The sequence below is a fragment of the Rhizobium gallicum bv. gallicum R602sp genome, assembly GCF_000816845.1.
In the GTDB taxonomy this organism is placed as follows: Bacteria; Pseudomonadota; Alphaproteobacteria; order Rhizobiales; family Rhizobiaceae; genus Rhizobium; species Rhizobium gallicum.
Genome location: NZ_CP006880.1, coordinates 630,298 through 649,028, shown reverse-complemented (window position 1 = coordinate 649,028; position 18,731 = coordinate 630,298). Strand labels below are relative to the sequence as shown.

The 18,731-nt window shown below is 60.9% G+C and carries 15 protein-coding genes; 2 read left to right on the top strand and 13 right to left on the bottom strand.

Going from position 1 to position 18,731, the window contains the following annotated elements; genetic code table 11:
- Window position 1: 1 nt before the first annotated feature.
- From RGR602_RS26315 to RGR602_RS36470, 9 genes are all read right to left on the bottom strand, one after another.
- On the bottom strand, window positions 2–1,531 hold the full coding sequence (locus RGR602_RS26315) for an FGGY-family carbohydrate kinase (protein ID WP_040114967.1): 1,530 nt from the start codon (window positions 1,529–1,531) through the stop codon (window positions 2–4).
- A gap of 30 nt (window positions 1,532–1,561) precedes the next feature.
- A complete protein-coding gene (locus tag RGR602_RS26310) occupies window positions 1,562–2,404 on the bottom strand; it encodes a class I fructose-bisphosphate aldolase (protein ID WP_040114966.1) in 843 nt (280 codons plus the stop codon).
- On the bottom strand, window positions 2,377–4,125 hold the full coding sequence (locus RGR602_RS26305; protein WP_040116489.1) for a glycerol-3-phosphate dehydrogenase/oxidase: 1,749 nt from the start codon (window positions 4,123–4,125) through the stop codon (window positions 2,377–2,379). Before RGR602_RS26305 ends, RGR602_RS26310 begins: the two co-directional genes overlap by 28 nt.
- A 12-nt stretch (window positions 4,126–4,137) precedes the next feature.
- Window positions 4,138–5,133 carry an aldo/keto reductase gene (locus RGR602_RS26300; protein WP_040114965.1) on the bottom strand — a complete coding sequence of 332 codons (996 nt, stop codon included), beginning with the start codon at window positions 5,131–5,133 and terminating at the stop codon, window positions 4,138–4,140.
- Window positions 5,130–6,137 (bottom strand): sugar-binding transcriptional regulator, encoded by a 1,008-nt coding sequence (locus tag RGR602_RS26295; RefSeq protein ID WP_040114964.1) that lies wholly within the window; start codon window positions 6,135–6,137, stop codon window positions 5,130–5,132. The genes RGR602_RS26300 and RGR602_RS26295 overlap by 4 nt, the downstream gene beginning before the upstream one ends.
- Window position 6,138: 1 nt before the next feature.
- Window positions 6,139–7,128, bottom strand: a complete 990-nt coding sequence (locus tag RGR602_RS26290; protein ID WP_040114963.1) for an ABC transporter permease — start codon at window positions 7,126–7,128, stop codon at window positions 6,139–6,141.
- 22 nt (window positions 7,129–7,150) lie between these two features.
- Window positions 7,151–8,677 carry a sugar ABC transporter ATP-binding protein gene (locus RGR602_RS26285; protein ID WP_040114962.1) on the bottom strand — a complete coding sequence of 509 codons (1,527 nt, stop codon included), beginning with the start codon at window positions 8,675–8,677 and terminating at the stop codon, window positions 7,151–7,153.
- A 65-nt stretch (window positions 8,678–8,742) separates the two neighbouring features.
- Window positions 8,743–9,771 (bottom strand): substrate-binding domain-containing protein, encoded by a 1,029-nt coding sequence (locus RGR602_RS26280; RefSeq protein ID WP_040114961.1) that lies wholly within the window; start codon window positions 9,769–9,771, stop codon window positions 8,743–8,745.
- A gap of 553 nt (window positions 9,772–10,324) precedes the next feature.
- Complete coding sequence (locus RGR602_RS36470) at window positions 10,325–10,471, bottom strand: DUF1127 domain-containing protein (RefSeq protein ID WP_074071407.1); 147 nt, start codon at window positions 10,469–10,471, stop codon at window positions 10,325–10,327.
- A gap of 346 nt (window positions 10,472–10,817) precedes the next feature.
- On the opposite strand from RGR602_RS36470, the gene RGR602_RS26275 reads away from it, so the two are divergent.
- Window positions 10,818–11,060, top strand: coding sequence for a hypothetical protein (locus RGR602_RS26275; protein WP_040114960.1), 243 nt, complete (start codon window positions 10,818–10,820; stop codon window positions 11,058–11,060).
- Window positions 11,061–11,064: 4 nt separating this feature from the next.
- A complete protein-coding gene (locus RGR602_RS26270; protein WP_082046695.1) occupies window positions 11,065–11,391 on the top strand; it encodes a DUF2934 domain-containing protein in 327 nt (108 codons plus the stop codon).
- A gap of 431 nt (window positions 11,392–11,822) precedes the next feature.
- Here RGR602_RS26270 and RGR602_RS26265 read toward each other — a convergent pair whose 3' ends face one another.
- The 4 genes from RGR602_RS26265 to RGR602_RS39530 all read right to left on the bottom strand — a co-directional run bounded on the left by RGR602_RS26265 (window position 11,823) and on the right by RGR602_RS39530 (window position 18,413).
- Window positions 11,823–13,079 carry a peroxidase family protein gene (locus tag RGR602_RS26265; RefSeq protein WP_223844125.1) on the bottom strand — a complete coding sequence of 419 codons (1,257 nt, stop codon included), beginning with the start codon at window positions 13,077–13,079 and terminating at the stop codon, window positions 11,823–11,825.
- Between the two features lie 888 nt (window positions 13,080–13,967).
- The gene (locus tag RGR602_RS26260; protein WP_040114957.1) at window positions 13,968–14,966 is read right to left on the bottom strand and encodes a L,D-transpeptidase family protein; all 999 of its coding nucleotides are present in this window, start codon (window positions 14,964–14,966) and stop codon (window positions 13,968–13,970) included.
- 765 nt (window positions 14,967–15,731) lie between these two features.
- Window positions 15,732–16,892 (bottom strand): alpha-hydroxy acid oxidase, encoded by a 1,161-nt coding sequence (locus tag RGR602_RS26255; protein ID WP_040114956.1) that lies wholly within the window; start codon window positions 16,890–16,892, stop codon window positions 15,732–15,734.
- Window positions 16,893–18,176: 1,284 nt separating this feature from the next.
- Window positions 18,177–18,413, bottom strand: a complete 237-nt coding sequence (locus RGR602_RS39530; protein WP_246703744.1) for a hypothetical protein — start codon at window positions 18,411–18,413, stop codon at window positions 18,177–18,179.
- Between the last annotated feature and the right edge of the window lie 318 nt (window positions 18,414–18,731).

Genomic DNA, 18,731 nt, shown 5'->3' with positions numbered 1-18,731 from the left:
TTCATGCCGCAGCTCCCGCCACCTGGTCCTTGGTTGCCGAAAGCCGCCGCCAGAGGGGGGTCATCGCTTCGGCAATATCCTTGTACAGCGCATAGCGCCTGTTGTAGTGCGCCGTCAGCGCATCGTTCGGCTTGTAGTGCCGTTCGACCCGCACCATGGCATTCGCCCCTTCCGTGAAATCTGCAAAGAGGCCGACGCCCGTTCCCGCCGCAATCGCCGCGCCCAATGCGCCCGTTTCCCGCGAGACAGCGACGGAAACGGGCATACCCAGCACGTCGGCGAATATCTGCGGCCAGAGGCGGCTGCGCGATCCGCCGCCCGACAGCACGGCCTCGTCGAAGATGGCGCCCGCCTTGCGGATCGTCTCGATGTGCTGGCGATGCCCGAAGGTGACGCCTTCCAGAAGCGCGCGAACCAGGTGCCCCTTGCCATGCCAGCCCGCAACCCCATAAAAGCCCGCCCGCGCATGGCCGTCCTGCTGGGCGCCGTAGAGGTAGGGGTGGTAGAGTGGATCGTCGGACGCCGGTTCGATCGCAGCCGCTAAAGCGCAGCAGGCGTCGAAGGGCGATACGCTCTCCTGATGTTCTCCCTCGAAGAACTCCCGTACCAGCCATTCGAGATTGGCGGCCGAGGTCGCGCTGTTTTCCATCGCCATGTAACGGCTGCGGTCGAAGGTCGCGGACATGAAGACCGGCCCGTCGAGGGCGGGGCGATCGATGATCACCTGGTTGATGCTCCACGTGCCTGCGATGATCGAGGCGCTGCCGGTGCGCGAGACGCCCGAGCCGAGTGCTGAGGCGACGACGTCGAACAATCCGCCGATGACAGGCGTGCCGGCTGCAAGGCCGGTTTGCGCTGCGACCTCTCCAGTCACGGTGCCAGCGATGTCGGCGCTTTCGATGAGCGGCGGCAGCAGGTCCATGCAGTCGGCCAGCCCATAGGCAGCCATCAGCGTCCGGTCGTACCGGCGGGCGGCGAGATCGAGCAGGCCGGCACCTGACATGTCGGAGACCTCGCTGACGCGACGGCCGGTCAGACGGTTGACGACGAAATCCTTGGAGAAGAACACCGTGCCGATGCGCTCGAAGAGCTCGGGCCTGTGCCGCTTCAGCCAGGCAAGAAGCGTTGGCGTCTGCGAGGGCCAGGGGCGCTGGCGGCCGATCGGATAGGTCCGGTCGCCCACGCCTTCCGCCGCCCATTCTTCGACGAGACCTATCGCCCGCGTGTCGAGCGACTGGATGGCGAGGAGCGGTTCGCCGTTCCGGTCGAGCGCATAAAGCCCGTTGCCATGGCCAGCACAGCCGATTGCCGCAATATCGGCCGCCACGATACCCGCCTTGTCCACACAGGTGCGGATGACACGCTTGGCATGGGCCCAGAGTTCGCCGAGATCGCGCTCGACATGGCCGGGGTATGGCATGCGGCTGTGGCCCTCCTCCCCCGCATGCGCCAGTTCCTGGCCCGTCCGATCGAAGATCACCGCCTTGATGACGGTGTTGCCGGCGTCGATCCCTAAAAGATAGTCTCCCATTCGCAACCCCTCCCAGGTTCGGTTAGGCCTTCATCCCTGCTGATAGAGCGCGAAGGCGTCCTCGCTGCTCGCATCGTCGTGCACGATCGCCATGAGCCCGCGCACGACGGCGCTCGGATTGGCATGTTGGTAGATGTTGCGCCCATAGACCATGCCCACCGCGCCTTGCCGCATCAAGGCCGCGGACTTGGCGAACACAGCGCGCAGGTCTTCCTTGCCGCCGCCGCGCACCAGAACCGGGCAGCGCGCAGCCTCGACCACGCGGTGAAAGTCTTCCGCATTCGCCGTCGGATCCGCCTTGACTATGTCCGCGCCCATCTCGCGGGCAAGCCGCGTCAGCGTGACGATCTTGTCGGCATCGCCATCGACCATGTAGCCGCCGCGTTCGGTGACTGGCTGCATGACGAGCGGCTCGATCATCAGCGGCACGCCGTACTTTTCGCAGTCTGCCCGTACGCGAGAAATGTTCTGCACGCACTGGCGGAAGAGATCCGGCTCGTCCGGCAGCATGAAGAGGTTGACTACTACGCAGGCGGCATCCATCTGCAACGCGCCGATCAGCGGCTCCGCCTCGTTCTGCAACACCGCCCACATGTCGCGATGGCGGATCCGGTTATAGGGGTTGCCCATGTCGATGCGCATGACGAGCGCCGGCTTCTCCTTGCCGGATATATCCTGCAGCAGGTCGGCTTGGCCGTAGTTCATCTGGATCGCATCCGGCTTCGCATCGACGAGCGCCTTCACGATGGCCGGCATGTTCTCCAGTCCATCGAGGAAGGACGGTTCGTTGCATACGCCGTGATCGATCGCCACGTCCAGGCAACGGCCGTTGCCGAACAGCCGATTCATCCGGATCTTGCGGTTGTCTCGCATGGTTCACTCCTTTGTTTGTTCCTTGCGGAAAGGGTTGCCTCCGCGACGCCGTGGCGCTCGCGCATGAGGGTGAGAAAACGGGTGCGCTCTTCGTCCTTGCGCTGCACTGGCCAGCCTTTGTCGTCGGCGAGGAGGTCGAGCGCGATCTCGGCCATGTCGAGGGAAAGCTCGCCGGTGATGGCAAGTGTCGTGCGCCGGAGGAGCAGATCGTCCAGATGCTCGACCGCCTCCGTACGGATGAGATGCAGGAGCTCCCGGGCGCTGTAGCCGGCATGAGGCAAGAGGTTGTCCGGCCCCGCGGCGGCGAAGCGGGCAACGGCCTTGGCATCCGTGCCATAGCGCTCGAACAGCGTTGCGGCGCGATCGAGGGAAAGGCCTGTCGATTCCGACAAGTCCCGAATCCAGCCGCTACGGTCTATCGGAAATGCCCGTCCGCCGCCGAAAGTGCGGTCCGCCGTGTCGAGGCGGCGGCTCCGGTCAAGCCGTTCCAACGCCATATCGGCGGCGAGTTCGCCGAAGGAACGAAAGGTCGTCCACTTGCCGCCGATCATGCAGAGCACTGGTGGACCACCGTCGCGGCCTTCGAGAACGGTGCAATAATGGTCACGGGGGATGCGGCCGGTGAAGCTGTCATTGCTTGCCGGCAGCGGGCGCACGCCTGCGAACTGGAAGACGATCTCTTCCGGGCGGATGCGGACACCGGGCAATACGAAGGCGAGCGATTGCAGGATATAGTCCCGCTCGTCGGCCTCGCAGCGCACCGTTGCGGGGTCGTCCACGCGGATATCCGTCGAGCCGACAAGCACCTTGCCGAGATAAGGAAAGAGGATGCAGATGCGCCCGTCCTCGTTCTCGTAATAGATCATGTGACCATCGAGCATGTCGCGAAGCCCCGCATGGTCGATGATGAGGTGCGAGCCCTTCGTGCCGCCGATCAGCGGCGCGGGACGAGCTGCCTCAGGAAAGAGCGCGCCATTGGCGATGTCAATCCAGCCGCCGGTCGCGTTGACGACCAGTGACGGCTTGATTGCCAAGGTTTCGCCCGAAATGCCGTCGTGCAGCCGAAATTCCCCAGCCGGCGCATGCTCGATCGTCGCATAGTTCAGGGCCCCAGCGCTCGGGCCGGCCGAGAGCCCATCACGCAGGAGCTCAATGCCGATGCGCTCCGGGTGACTGACCCAGGCATCATAATAGGTGGCGGAGTTGCGGATCGCCGGATTGAGCCCCGGCCATTTCGAAAGCGTGCTTTTGCGACCACGGAACTGATGGCGCGGCATCAGGGCGCGCTTGCGCGTCAGGAAGTCGTAGATGCTCAGTCCAGCCTTGATGGCGACGGTGCCGCGGCGGCTCGGCCGACGGGTGAGCCCAAGAAAACGCACGATGCCGTTTGCCAGCCCGGAAAAGATATCGAAGATCGGCACCATGGTCGGCAGCGGGGCGACATAGTGAGGGGCATTGCGCAGCAACCGGTCGCGCTCGACAAGCGATTCCTGCACGAGGTTGAACTCGCCGTTTTCCAGGTAGCGCAGACCGCCATGCACCATGCGCGAGAGCCCAGCGCTGGCCCCGGAGCAATAGTCGCCCTTTTCCACGATGAGCACGTTGACGCCCTGCAGCGCCAGCTCGCGGAACACGCTGAGACCGTTGATGCCGCCGCCAAGGACGCACACGTCGACCTTCGGGCTTCGGCGAAGCCCGTCCAATGTCTGTTCGCGGTTCATCATGACAATCCGTTATCCGTCGATGTTGGCCAGCTTTTCCGATAGGGCGGCGTCGATGGCCGCGTGATCTTCCGGAGACAGCCGAAGCGTGCCGGCCCGGGCATTGTCGAGTGCCTGTGCCGGATTGCGCGCGCCGCAAAGGGCAAAGGTCACACCAGGCTGCGCCAGTGTCCAGGCGATCACCGTCTGGGCGATGCTCGCATCGTGACGCTCCGCGACGGGCCGGATCGCGTCGGAGAAATCGCGGGCCTTCTGCCGGTTGGCGACGGAAAAGCGCGCATTGTCCTTGCGCTGATCATCGCCGGAGAAGATCCGGTTCGGCCCGATGCTGCCCGAAAGCAGCCCGAGCGCCAACGAGGAATAGCTGAGCGTCGATACGCCGTTTGCAACGCTGAGCGGCAAAAGGTCCGCCTCGATCTCTCGATCGATCATGCTGTACCGCTCCTGGATCGCGTCAAGCGAGCCAGTGGCTATGTACTGCTCAAGCACGGACCGTTTGACATTACTGGCACCGATGGCGCGGATCTTGCCGGCCCGCTGCAGTTCCTGAAGCGCCGCGACGGTCTCCTCGACCGGCGTCGTCACGTCCTGCCAATGGGTGATGTAGAGGTCGATATAGTCCGTGCCGAGCCGGCGCAGGCTATCCTCCACTTCATGGACGATCGAGTCCCCGCCGAGATAGCGGTGAACCGGCCTGCCGTCCTGGTCGAAGAAGTGATTGCCCTTCTGCGTGTGCCAGACGAGGCCACATTTCGTGGCGATCACGGCCTTATCACGCCGGCCGGCAAGCGCCTTGCCGACGATTTCCTCCGAGCGGCCGAGCCCGTAGGCGGGCGCTGTATCGATCAGGGTTACGCCGGCCTCCAGCGAGGCCTGAATGGCGGCGATGGACTGCGCCTCGTCGGTTCCCCCCCACATCCAACCGCCGATCGCCCAGGTGCCGAGCCCGACGGCCGACGCCTTGACGCCGGAGCGCCCGATCTCGCGGATCAGTTGTTCGCCGCTCATGCCGAAACCCCTTCCTTGGATGCAATTTCAAGAATGCGTGCCCCGGTCGCCTCGTCGGTGACAAGCGTGTCGAGATGGTTGCCGCGCAGGACGCTGAGGATCGGGCCCGCCTTGTTCGGGCCGCTGGCGACGCCGATCTTCATCGGGATCGAGGCGAATTCCGCCAGGGTAAGCGACACCAGGGAACGATTGAGGCTGTAGTCGCAGACCCGGCCCTGGTCATCGAGCAGGTGGGCAAGCAATTCGCAACTTGCGCCCGAGCGCTCGATCGCCACCCGATCAGTACTCGAGGAGGGATGCAGGTCGTAATAGCTGGAGTCGTCCGTTAGGATCGAGCCGATGCCGACCACCGCCACCTTTGCCTCGCGCGCCCGTTTGAAGACGTCGGCGACAGAGCGCATGTTGATCAGCATCGCCCGCTGCTCGGCATCGTCGGCGAAGAGGGGCGCGTGGATCTGGTAGGACCGCCCCCCGAGCCGGTCGGCCATCAGGGTCGAAACGTGGTTGACGTCGGTATAGTGCTTGCCCTGGACGCAGCCCGTTGCCGGAATGACCTCGACATCAAAACGGCGCGGTGGCTGCATACCGGCGACGACGGCGCTCACCCCTTTGCCGCCAGTGATGCAGATTGTGTCGCCGTCGTCGAGCTCCTCCATCAGGAGGCGAGCGGCCGCCTCCCCGACTGCCTGGAGCGCGGTCTGCGGATTGTCGGAGACGGTCGGGACCACGATCGCGCGGCTGATGCCGCCGAGTGCCAGAAGCCGCTCCTCCATGTCGACCAGCGGCTCGACCGGGGACTTGATCTTGATCTCGACGAGGCCGAGCTGACGGCCGCGTTTGATGAGGCGGTTGACGGTGGCTTGCGAGATGCCGAGCCGGCCGGCGATCTGTGCCTGCGTCAGGCCTTCCATAAAGTGAAGGACGAGCGCCTGGTGCATCTGGCGGGCGATGACAATCTCCTCGCGCGGTACTGTCGTCTTGGGTTTCAATTTTGCAATTGGCATGTCAGGCGGCTTTCTGCTTGTGCAGGAAATGGTCGATGGAAACGGCAGCGAGCAGAATGCACCCCTTGATCATGTCCTGCCAATAGACTGAAACATCGAGCAGGATCAGAGAGCTCGTGACGACAGATAGAAGCGCGATGCCGAGGATGGCGCCGAGTATCGTGCCGGAGCCGCCGTTGAGCGAGGCGCCGCCGATCACCGCCGCAGCGATGATATTGAGTTCCATGCCAACGCCGAAGGTGGGGGTCGCTGCGCCGAAGCGGGACATGTAGATAACCCCTGCGACACCGGCGAGCGTCGAGCATAGCACGGTCACCCAGAATTTCACCTGATTGGTCTTGATGCCGGAATAGAGCGCGGCCTTCTCGTTGCTGCCCGTATAGAAGACTTTGCGGAAGGCGGTGGCTCGGCGCAGCAGGAAATCGAACAGGATGACGACGGCGACGAAGATCAAGATGACATAGGGTACGCCGTAAAGCGTGCCTTGCCCCACCGCCTTGAAGCCCGCCGGCAGCGTGAAGAGCGAGAGCGGCGTGCCCTTTGTGATGATGAGGCAAAGGCCTCGCACGATCACCATTGCCGCAAGCGAGGTGATGAAGTGGTTGAGACCCACGACCGTCACAAAGAAGCCCATTATTCCACCGATCGTGCTGCTCGCGAGGATGCCGATGAGCGAGGCCGTCCACGGGTCGAGCCCGGCGAGGAAGAGCGAGCCCGAGAGCACCATCGCGAAGCAGACCACGGAGCCCACCGCGAGGTCGATGCCGCCGACGATGAGCAGGATCGTCATGCCCACGACGACGATGCCTTCAACGGAAAAGCTCATCAGCATGGCGCGGAAATTGCCAAGCGTCAGGAAGTGCGGCGAGGCAACGCTCATGATCACGCACAGCGCGAGGATGATCGCGATCAGCCCCGCCTCGCGCATTGTGCCAATGCGTTTGAAGGACGCTGTCTTCGGCGCGCCTGTCGCCAAGGTGTCGATTGCCATTCCCGTTTCTCCCACTTTGTCCTCACGCGGCATGGCTTGCCGCCTTTGCCGTGCCCACCCCCGAAGCGAGGCGGATCACGGCCTCCTCCGTCATCTCGTCGACGCCTAGCTCGCCGGCGATGCGCCCCTCCCGGACGACAAGCACACGGTCACATAGCCCGAGGAGTTCCGGCATTTCCGATGAGATAACGATGATGCCGATGCCCGACCGCGCAAGCTCGCGTAGCAGCCGGTGGATTTCGGTTTTCGCGCCGACATCGATGCCGCGCGTCGGTTCGTCCATCAGGATGACCTTTGGCCTCACCGCAAGCTGCTTGGCGAGCGCAACCTTCTGCTGATTGCCGCCGGAGAGCGATTTGACCGGCGCCTCAATGCCGCCCATGCGCACCGCAAGCCGACGCGCGAAATTCTCTGCCAGGGCGGCTTCCGCGCGACGGTTCAGCAGACCGATCGGATTGGTCAATGACTTAAGGTCCAGTACCGAGATGTTCTGTGCGATGGACATTTCCAAAAACACGCCTGACCCCTTGCGGTCCTCGGAGAGATAGACGATGCCGGCCTTCACGGCATCGGAATAGGCGCGGATCGACTGCGCCTTGCCATGCAGGCGCACCGTGCCCGCCGAGCGCGATCTGAGCCCGCAGATGCCTTCGGCGATTTCCGTGCGGCCGGAGCCGATGAGGCCGCCGATCCCGAGGATCTCGCCCTTGCGTAGGTCGAAACTCACATCATGGAACCGCGCGCCGTCACCAATATTGTCGGCCTCGAGGATCGGCTCCCCGGACGCGTCGTCCGCACCGAGCTTGTCCGGATAGAGCTGCGTGATCTCGCGCCCTACCATGCGGCGCACCACGTCGTCTGGCGTGATGTCGGCGATGTGGTCGGTACACACGTAGCGGCCGTCGCGAAACACGGTAACGCAGTCGCACAGGCTGAAAATCTCTGCCATGCGATGGCTGATATAGATGATCGAAATGCCGTTCGCCTTAAGGTCGCGGATGATTGCAAAAAGCTGCCGCGTCTCGGTCTCGGTCAGCGCCGCGGTAGGCTCGTCCAGGATCAGCACGCGGCAGTCGAGCGTCAGAGCCTTGGCGATCTCGACGAGTTGCTGGCTGGAAATCGGCAGGTCCGCGACCTTGCGGCGGACGTCGATCGCGGCGAGACGATCCATGACGGCCTGTGCATCGCGCTCCAGCGCGCGATAGTTCATGAAGGGGGCACGGCGGCGGTTGGTCGCCGCCATGAACATGTTTTCAGCCACGGTCGCATCCGGGCAGAGCGCGATTTCCTGATGCACGAGCCCGATGCCGAGCGATTGGGCGGCGGCAGGGGACGATATGCGCACGACCTTGCCGTCTACGCGGATTTCACCTTCGCTCGGCTGCAGCACGCCGGCGATAATGTTCATCAGCGTCGATTTGCCGGCGCCGTTCTCGCCGCAGAGCGCATGGACTTCGCCACGCTCCAGCGTGAAATCGACGTCTGTCAACGCCTTCACCGCCCCGAAATGCTTGGTCACGCCATGAATGCTGAGTACCGGCTCTGCCATCGTCTTCCTCCCTCGCCATCACGACCATCCGCACTGAAGGGTGCGGATGGTCGATTTTCAGAAGCTCATTCCTCGATACCCTTCGTGCCGCGACGCTTCAGGTACTTGTCCCAGTAGAAATCGTCGGCGTTTTTCGCCGTCACAATCGACAGGCCGTTATCGACGACCGGGATGCTCATTGGGTTGAATCCGGAGCGCTTGGCGTCGTTCATCGGGTCGATCAGTTCCGGATGCTCTGCGAACCACAGCAGCATGAAGCCCATATAGCCCTGCATGCCCTGGTTCGGATTGATCGAGCCGAAGACTTCACCGGCCTTGATCATATCGAGGATGTTGGCGTTGACATCTGCGCACATGACGAGGACCTTGCCCCCGCTTTCCTTGTTTGCCTGTGCGGCGCCGATCGCCGAGTTGGCTTCGGGCATGAAGACCGCGCCGAGATTCGGATTGGCCTGGATAAGGCTCGAAAGCCCCTGATAAGCCTTGGTCGGGTCCTGGTTGGAAGCAGCGCGGCCGACGAGCTTCATGTCCGGCCACTTCTCTTCCATACGGGCTATGAAGGCGGCGATGCGCTTGTCGTGGTTGTCCTGGCCCGGATTTTCGAGAACCGCATATTCACCCTTGCCGCCCATCTTCTCGGCGATCGCGTCGGCGGCATAGGTGCCCTCGCGGGTGTTGTCCGAGGTGATGAAGGAGACGCGCTTGGAAAGCGGCGAGTCGGCCGCAAACGTGACGACCGCCGTACCTCGGTCGACCGCGCGGTTGATTGGCTCAATGAAGGGATCGGAATTCATCGGATGAACGAGAATGCCGGCCGGGTTCTGTGCCAACGCCTGGTCGAATGTGGCGATCTGCTTGTTGACGTCATATTCCGGCGTGCCGGTATATTCCGTCTCACAGCCGAGCTGCTGGCCGGCCTGCTTGAACATTTCATAGACAGGGAACCAGTATTCCACGCCCGACACCATGACGTTCATGACGTATTTTTCGCCCGGCTTGCAGCGGAACGGGTTCTCCGTTTCGGCAGCCGTGGAACCGGCAAAGAGCGTCGACGCAAGGACCGCCATCGCGGTCGTGCTGAAAAAAGTGCGCAAGTGTCCTCCTCGGGGCCATAGCCCCTCCCAAAAAAGCCCGAAGGGCGCCAGACCGGCGCCGGTGATCGCAGTGATGACCGGATTTCCTCCTCGAAGTCCGGTAGGGGTAGCTATACGCAATGCGCCGCACCTGTCAATATAATTCATCTCATGAATTATAATTCACATGCACTATCATCGCTACGTGATGCTCAAGCAGCGCCCAGAGACGAAAAAGCCTGCCGCGGGAGGAGGTGCGGCAGGCTTTCTCAAAAAAAGCGAACAGCGACTGGGAGGAGTGCCGCCGTTCCTATAGACGTCCCTTGGAAGGAGGAGGGGGCCGCCTGAACCACGAAGCTCTGCGGGAGGACATGCAATTGCTTCGGAGAGAGAGATCATATGCCATCGCTCGGCGGTTGACAGGCTTAATGTTGCACTGCAGCTATGCAAGAAACACGAAGCCGCCAGGCTCGCGACGGCAAAAGCTCTAGAGAATACGGAAACATGAAAAATTGACGCGAAAACGCCCGCATGAGCGGGCGTCGGCAGTGTCGGCGAGCTTGGAGCAGCGCTGTCAGCGAGCGATCGATGCCCGGGCGATGCTACGGATATCGGCGCGGTCGATGCCGAGATCCTGCAATTCACGGCTGGACATCCGGCCAAGTTCGGAAACGGTCTGGCGGAACTTGCGCCAGTTGTTGAAAGAGCGTGCCACGTTCATGATAATCCCCTTTCCCGAGGGCTGTGACGTCAGCAACCGTGCTTGGCCCCGGCGTCGTTTCGATGATTGGGATATAGGTGTTTCAATCGTTTTAAAACAGCAACAATCCGTCACCGCAGCTATGCGTCTGCCGCATATGGCCCGGAGTTCTTGCGACGATTGCCATTGGCCCGCTCTTTCAGAGACGCCTGAATGGCATCTATCCGCGATCTTAAAGCCGCGGCCTGCAAATGCGCCCCATTGGACGCGATCCGGAACTCCGGACCACCTATCCGCATCGGCCGGTAAAATCCTGAGGAACCGACACCCCTCCCCGCCAGTTCTCCTTTTACGAAAGGAAAACTCAATGGCAAATGAACTCGAAGCCGGCTTCACCGGATCGCCAGTTGAAAAACCTGAGGGCATCCGGAAAGTCGCATCTGACACGGCCTCCGCAATCAAGCGGGAGGCTAACGCTGTCGCAGTCGGCGTCACAGACCACCCGCAGGCCGCAAGCTCACTCATCCTCGGTATTGGCGCGGCAGCCTTCGGCATTGGCTACCTGCTGGGGAGGTCGTCCGTCTCCACCAGAAATCGGTATTGGAGGTAATGACATGGCAGGAGAGCAAAATGGCGCTCGATCCCAGAGCGTTGATGAATATGGAAGACGGCATGGCCCCATCCACGAAGACGAAGTGCGGAGACGAGCTCATGCCATTTGGGAGCGAGAAGGACGACCTGAAGGGCGTCAGGAAGATCACTGGATCCAGGCGAAGGGGGAGATCGAACGGGAAGCCGGTGAAATCGAAGGCGACGACCTTCCAAGCTTGGACGCCCTGAGAGAAGCCGCACGCGAGCATACCGACGCGTTCCTGATTGCGACCGACCTTGAAGATGCCGATCAGCGCGAGGCCGCGCCCGGCACCCGTGAGCAACCCTGATCATGGCAAAAGGAAACAGAAGATGAGGAAGACCGTGACAACAATTGCGGTCGGCTGCAGCATCCTGCTTTCACTCTGCGCCTGCGGTAACACGCTCGGCGGCGGCATGGGTTCGTGACACCGGTCGTACTCGTTTGTTCCGGGCAACACCGATCCGATCCTTAGAACCGATCCTCCTGAACCGTCTTCAGCTCGAAGGACCGGTTCGGCATCCTTCAGTCCATCCGGCACAATCCCGATCCCAGGATCAGCGACACCAGCGGAGACGACGCCGTCAGAACGCCGGTTAGACGGTGTCGATCCTGATTTGTCAAACGGTCGTGCCGGCCACTACCGGCGGCAGCTTTGGGCTCGTGTCCAGTGATTTCCCAAAGCAGCAGGTATCTCTCTTTGCCTCGCCGCGACGCGGCGAGGCAGCAGTCTCAAGAGCCCTACTGCATAACCGCGGCGAACTGCATCCACTTGGCGATCGAGTCGATCGGTGCGTTGTCCGGCATCTTGAGAGGGCTCTGATCGGGCGTGAACCCGCGCGAAAGGGCCGAGTCGGGATCGGCAAGCAGCACGCCCACGAATGTCAAGGCTACGAGACAGCTCCCAACTTCGCCCAATCGGTTTCCACCTGCAGCCTCGGCTTCGGCCAGAATGTAGAACCAGAGCGGTGTGCGTTCGTGAAAGCGCGACGCGGTGCTGGCGAGGAAGTTCTGCAAATCGGGCTTCGTGGTAAACAGGGCTGAGACATCTTGGATCGGCGAGGACTCCACTGCGCCGATTTGTTTGAGATGCTTGTGTAGTGCCTGGCCCGTCGGGAGCCGGAGATTGTAGCCTCGACGAAGGTTCCGCCTTGCCAGGTTCTTGAACAACGCCTTGAGCTGTTGGTCGTCCTGGTCTTCGCCTTCCTTGAACATCGTATGCAATGGCGGAGCGAGTTCCGTGTCGATCTTTCTGGCAAGACGGGCCGGCTCGCCGTCGCTCCCGTCGTGGGGATCGACCCCTGTAAAGCGCGCCCAGTCGATTATCCAGTTCTTGGGCAGCTTCTTCTCGTCATCCAGCCTGCCGCCGCCGCCGGTGAATTCGAAAAGTAACCGCAAGGTGGCGCGCGGTAGAAAACCAGTGCCCGGCCGCCCAAAGTTCTTGTTGTAGTCATAAAAGGCTCTGACCATGGAATGACCGAACCGATAAGCCGCCGCGGAGAATTCTAACGGCAAGGCATTTCCAAGTCGGGTATTCTGCCTTCGGGCATCGAATTCGGCTCTGAACTTGAAGAAATGAGATGCCCGATCGTTGACGATGCGGTCTACCACAGCCGGGTCGCACACGCCCTGGAGATATCCATCAACGATCAGCCACTGATAATGGAGTCTGGTTAGAGCCTGCGCTGAGCTGAAATCGGCGATCCAGCCCGTGTCGTGCGACGCAAGGTAGTCGATGGCCTTGTTGTGGAACCGAAGAAAGCTCAGATGGAACTGCGCAACGACGAGATTTTCGTCGTTACGATTATCGCCGATTATTGCGCGCTGGGGCAGCGTATCAGAGAATTTCTGAAACACCTCAGGAGTCATCGCCGCCTGAGCCAGACGTAAAGCCGCTTCCCGGACAGACGACTGGACCTGGCCATACCGAGGCAGGTCTCGATGTTGGTCGAGCATGTCGGGCAACGGCCCCGGTTCGATCGCTGTTCCGACACGCATTTTGTCTTTCAGCGTGGGATGGCGAAGACCAGAAATCACTTTGACAACGTCTGCATCTATTCCGTCGCCGACGGCAGATCCGCCGTAGACACTATCGAGATCGAAGCGGGGCGAGCGAGCGTTCCTGAACTGGCTCTCCACTGTCGACGAGGCGACAGGCGGGTGTGCGTTGACCATGCTCGAAATCGCCCCTTCGCGATCGGTTCGGGCTGTCAGCTCGTGATCCAGGAATTGGCCCCAATATGTGAGAACCGGCGGGAGCGTGGAATCTTCAGTCGGATCTTCACTCGTCGGCGTAGCGACAACATCGATCAACATTGCGCCGAGTTCATCGAGTTCCCCAACCGTCTCCGCCGTGTTGGGCAAGTAGTTCTCGGGCGCATCCAGTGGCGGTACGAAATAGCCGAAGTCCGCCTCTTCGTCGACTGCGACGTCACCTGTCGCTGGCGGCCTGGCGCGAAGGCTTGAGATAGAAACGGTGCGCTTTTGCTCGCTACCCCCGTGTGATTGAAAAACGATTGCCATTGGCAACACCCTCCGTTTTCCAGCCCGCGGGATAATTCGTACAGCTAGAAGGCGAAGTCAATTAATCATATAGGGCTATTTTTCGCCTTTAGGTTGGTAAACACGGTGTAAACCGGCGCCCCTGCTGTCTGGATTCGGAGCACATGCTCAGTGCGGCCACAATCGTCGTGCGCTATCGCCTCAGGACACTCGGCCAACGGCAGCGCGCCACAGTTCCTATACCTTGCGCGTCGATCGCCTGACAACGCCGTGCACTTCTGAGGCGGCGCGCAGGCATCGCTTGCGGGGAGCCAAGCACTCGTCAAAAGCGGAAAGAGCGGCCAAAATCCGCGACCGGGGGGCGCTCATTACCGCCAATACGCTTCACTTAAGAGCGGCCGGACCTTGATTGACGAATTCCACCATGACTCCTGGCTTGACCATTCCGGCCAGCTCTTCGGCGTCCCAGTTCGTCAGGCGCACGCAACCGTGCGATCCAACCTTGTCGATGAGTTTTGGTTCAGGCGTCCCATGGATTCCGTAAGTCGGCTCGGTCAGGTCGATCCAGACGCTGCCGACCGGACCGTTCGGCCCCTTTGGTATCGTCAAAACCTTGTTATTCTTCCCCTGCCGGAAGTTGAGCCTTGGGTCGTACCTGTACGCTGGCATCCTCGCGACGCCTTTCACCTTGTGCTTGCCCGACGGGGCCGGATTGTCTTCGCTTCCGATCGTCGCAGGATAGACTGCAAGCAGCGATCCGTTTTCGGCATAGGCCAGGATCTGCCCTGTCTGCTTGTTGGCCTCGATCCTCTCGACCTTTCCTTCTTGCGGAGGGCCGGGTGTCACGACCCAAACCGTGTCACCTGGAGCGAACCGCGAAAAGGGATTAAGCGCTTGCATAAGGCCGACGTCCATGTGGAACCGCTCGGAAAGCTTCTCGGCAACGCTGGTATATCCAAGGCTCTGCATCTTCGCCTTCTCGTCGTAGTCTTCAGGGATCCTGTCGACGAGACCCGTGGCATCCTCTGCCGAGACGACGTAGCTCTCAACGATGGGCGCATTGCCTTCCAAGCGGGCGACCACCTCCGGATCCGGCTTCCCATCGACGACAAGGCTGTTCATCGTTTCGAATCCTGCCACGGCTTTGCGAACATTCTCGCCGTAGAAACCGTCGATCACACCTGGAGACGAGCCCGCGCGGTCGAGCAGGACCTGAAGACGCACGACCGCTGGATCTGGATCGGCGGGCGCCTTGGTCGGCCTTTCTGCAGCGATGGAAGCAATGGAAGCGGAATCGATGGCTTCGCGCCGAAGTTCCTGCGCGCCAACACCACCAACGGTGAAGACCACGGCGAGCAGCGACATCGACAGGACTGTTTTCATGGACAACAAATGGCCGATACCGGCAACTTGTTCCACAACGCTGGAGGGCCTGATGCCTTGATCATGCCCAGAAAGCTGCCGAGCGGCATTGACTATCGATGGCTGTCTAGCTGCATGCAGGTTGCGAGGCTTGGAAAAGCGAGCGCTGGCAGTTCTCGCATTTCGAAACCCAAGGCGGCCGGTAGCTATTTCTTTGAACGAAGCTCAGCCGAGCGGCGGTGGCGCTCGACATCGACACTTCTCCTCCGCTTTATGAAAAGACGGGGAGCAGACGAGCCAGCCCTCGGCGGTCTGAGAAGGAGGACGCATGCGAGTAGGGTGATTGGAAACGTGACAACCGATGCAGCCAAAGCGGAGAAAAGCTGGTCCGTCCGCTGGGTCGGCAAAAGATTAGTCGAACCCATACACTCGCATGACGGAGCAAGCGTTTAGCTCCCGAACAGGTGGCCTTGCCGCCATCTGCGGCATCTTCCCTTGAAGCCAGTCAATATGGATTGGACGCCGGCTGATGGTCACCATCATGTTTCATCGCGTCTTAACTCTGCACAAGCGCAGATGTTCCGCTCGCCACTGCCATGCATGCGGTCCGGCACCGACAGATCGGCCGGCGCCATTCGGATCTTGCGTCTTGATGGAACCGACGCCGCGCCCCCGCAGCAGGTTTTTACGATCAGGAAGCCGGTTCTACAAACCCGCAGGCACGATAGGTCGTTTGCGGCACGGGCGAAGTCGCCAAAGCTTCAGCGAGCTCGGTCGCTGGTCAATTTAATATGGGGCGTTTTGACGGAAGCGCAGGTTCTGTCTTGTGAGCTGATCGACGGAGGTGCATCCCATAAGCGTCATATCGCGCGCGATTTCGCTACGCATCAAATCCAGCGCGCGTTCGACGCCCGCTTGGCCCGCGGCGGCGAGCGGAAATAGGTAGTATCGACCTAGGCCGACAGCTTTCGCGCCCAATGACAAGGCTTTGAGCACATGGGTGCCACGCTGAACGCCGCCATCCATCATCACGTCGATCTTGTGGCCGACCGCGTCGACGATTTCGGCGAGTTGGTCGAATGCGCTGCGCGAGCCGTCCAGCTGGCGGCCGCCATGGTTGGAGATCACGATGCCGGTACATCCTATCTCCGCTGCTCGCTGAGCATCCTGAACCGACATGATGCCTTTCAAGCAGAACTGTCCGTCCCAATGCTGCACCATTTCGGCGACATCGGCCCATGACATCGCAGGATCCAGCATTTCGGTGAAATAGCGGCTTATCGACATGGCGCCGCCGCTCATGTCGACGTGGCTGTCGAGTTGCGGCAGACGAAAGCGTTCATGCATGAGATAGTTGATTGCCCAAGCCGGCCTGACCGCGAACTGGGTGAGGCCGGCAAGGTTCAGTTTGAACGGAATCGAAAAGCCCGTGCGCTTGTCGCGTTCGCGATTGCCGCCGGTGATGCTGTCGACCGTCAGCATCATCACGTTTACGCCCGCCTGCTTGGAGCGTGCCATCATCTCCCGATTCAGGCCACGGTCCTTGTGGAAATAGAACTGATAGACTTGTGGCCCGTCGCTGATCTGACGTGCTTCTTCTAAACTGATAGTTCCCAGTGACGACACCCCGAACATAGTGCCGTATTTGGCTGCTGCTGCAGCCACCGCCCTCTCGCCTTGATGATGAAACAGCCGCTGCAGCGCCGTCGGCGAGCAATAGACTGGCATCGCTAGTCTTTGGCCCATGATCGTCACCGACATGTCTACATCGCTCACGCCGCGCAATACGCTGGGCACCAGGTCGCAGTCACCGAAGGATGTCGTGTTGCGACGATAGGTGACTTCGTCGTCAGCCGCACCGTCGATATAATTGAAGATCGGCCCGGGGAGGCGCCGCTTGGCCAATTGGCGGAAATCATGGAAATTGTGGCAGTTCTTCACATTCATATTCTGGCTCTGATATCTTGAATTACACTGAAGTCCGGGCTCTGATTTTCGCCCATTCAATCGCCGTCGGGATGTCTCGGTTCCATCCTCCCCTAAGCCCAGGTCGTTTCCATTATCCCGGAGTTTGCCCTTGCGTCCCGGTGAAGGGGTAGTGGGTGCCGCGTTCGATGGCAAGTTCCTGCGAAGATCGGAGACATGATATGTCGCGTTGTGACATGGCGGCCTGGACAAGTCCTGCCTATGCTTCGGATACCTTCGGGGGATGGATCGCGCGGGACTGTCTGCCCGAAACTCCCGGGGGTTGAAGCACCGTGTGGATCGAAGGAAGACGGTAGCAGATTTATCATGCTTTGGTTATCCGCAAATGTCCGCGCAAGCCGCGCTAGTAGTCAGGGTAATGCCCGGAGAACGACCCCTCCGGTGGTGCCTAAAGATCAAGGGGGGTAGTCAATTGCTTGATCCAGCGACTGCGCGACAAGGTAATGCGACTGTCGGGTTCTGGCTCGCCCGCCAGCTTTGCAGTGATCTTTCCGGAAGAGAAAGGGCGCTCCACGACTTCTTGTCGGAGCGCCCGGAGCATGCGGTCGACAACGTTTGCGGCGGAGGTCGACAGCAGGCACCGACAAGATGAAGAGATTCGGAACGGATAGGCAACATGGGATCGGATTTCGGGACCATATCATGCGCTGATTGATTGCGTTATCCACCGATTATCCACAGCTTGTCCACAGCAACGGCGGCGACGAGCGCAGCAACTTCAATGACATTTGCGTGGCGGCAATCACAACACACAATTGCTATGTGACTGTTGGATGACATTATGCATTTGTTTGTCGGCTTCGATACAAACCGAGGCCCCGCTGAGATAGACTCAGCCTCTCTCTTGAGCGCGTGGCGGCGGACGCTCGGAGGCGGAGGGCGGTGGGCAAACATGAGGGCCTACCGCCTTCTTTTTTGACCGACGACCCCTCGCCTGGATCCGCCCAGCTCACGTGGCGAGCCTGACATTCCATATGGATTGAACTGAACTCGCCCACGTCATAAGTTGAATCAGAGGAAAGGGTTGCATGGCGTATCATCGGTGTCGGCCCGAGCCCCCGCTTCGCGATCTCGTCAGTCACCGCATCCATCGTGGCGACAGCCTGCCTTTCAGTGGCAAACGATTCCGGCACATACACTTCCGGCAGCCCCACGAGATGAAAACCGACACTCCCCAGGTATCCCTGAGCTGATAGCGGGCGTTTCGCGAAAGCCAGGCGTCCGACGCGCTGTTGAGCCAAAAGGTCACCGGGCCTTGAGGGCTTCGGCTCCTTGGCGTATCAGTTCTCTCCATCGACCAAGCCCATGGGCGACGCCAGCGCTTTCTCCCTTTACGGCAACCGCTCCCGCGTCGATCAACCGTCCGACAAGGAGAAGGGCGGCCATCGAAACCTTCACCGCATCCACCTGGATCATGCTCGGCCCAAGGACATAGAGCACGGATTGGTGATTGGCGACGGCTTCCTCGTCTGCCGCGTTCACACTTTAGGTTCAACCCGATCCCGGCACACGGCGAATGACTGCTCGATACGATCATCCGGCTCGGCGTGAGAATAGTCCTCGTTCAACGTTGAATCCCGTGGCGAAGTCGCAAATGGCCTGCAATGCCGCACCGGACAAGGGCGTCAGGACACGCTCCTTGCCGAGAAAACAGAGAACATGCCGGGACGTTACTGACGATGCTTTCGCCTCGGTTTGCGTCGTTGTTTGCCCGTCAGAGAAATCTCGACCGGTTTGCTGGGCCAACAAAGGTTTTCCAGCCGATCATGGTCCACATCGATCCCAAAAGCACGCGACGCA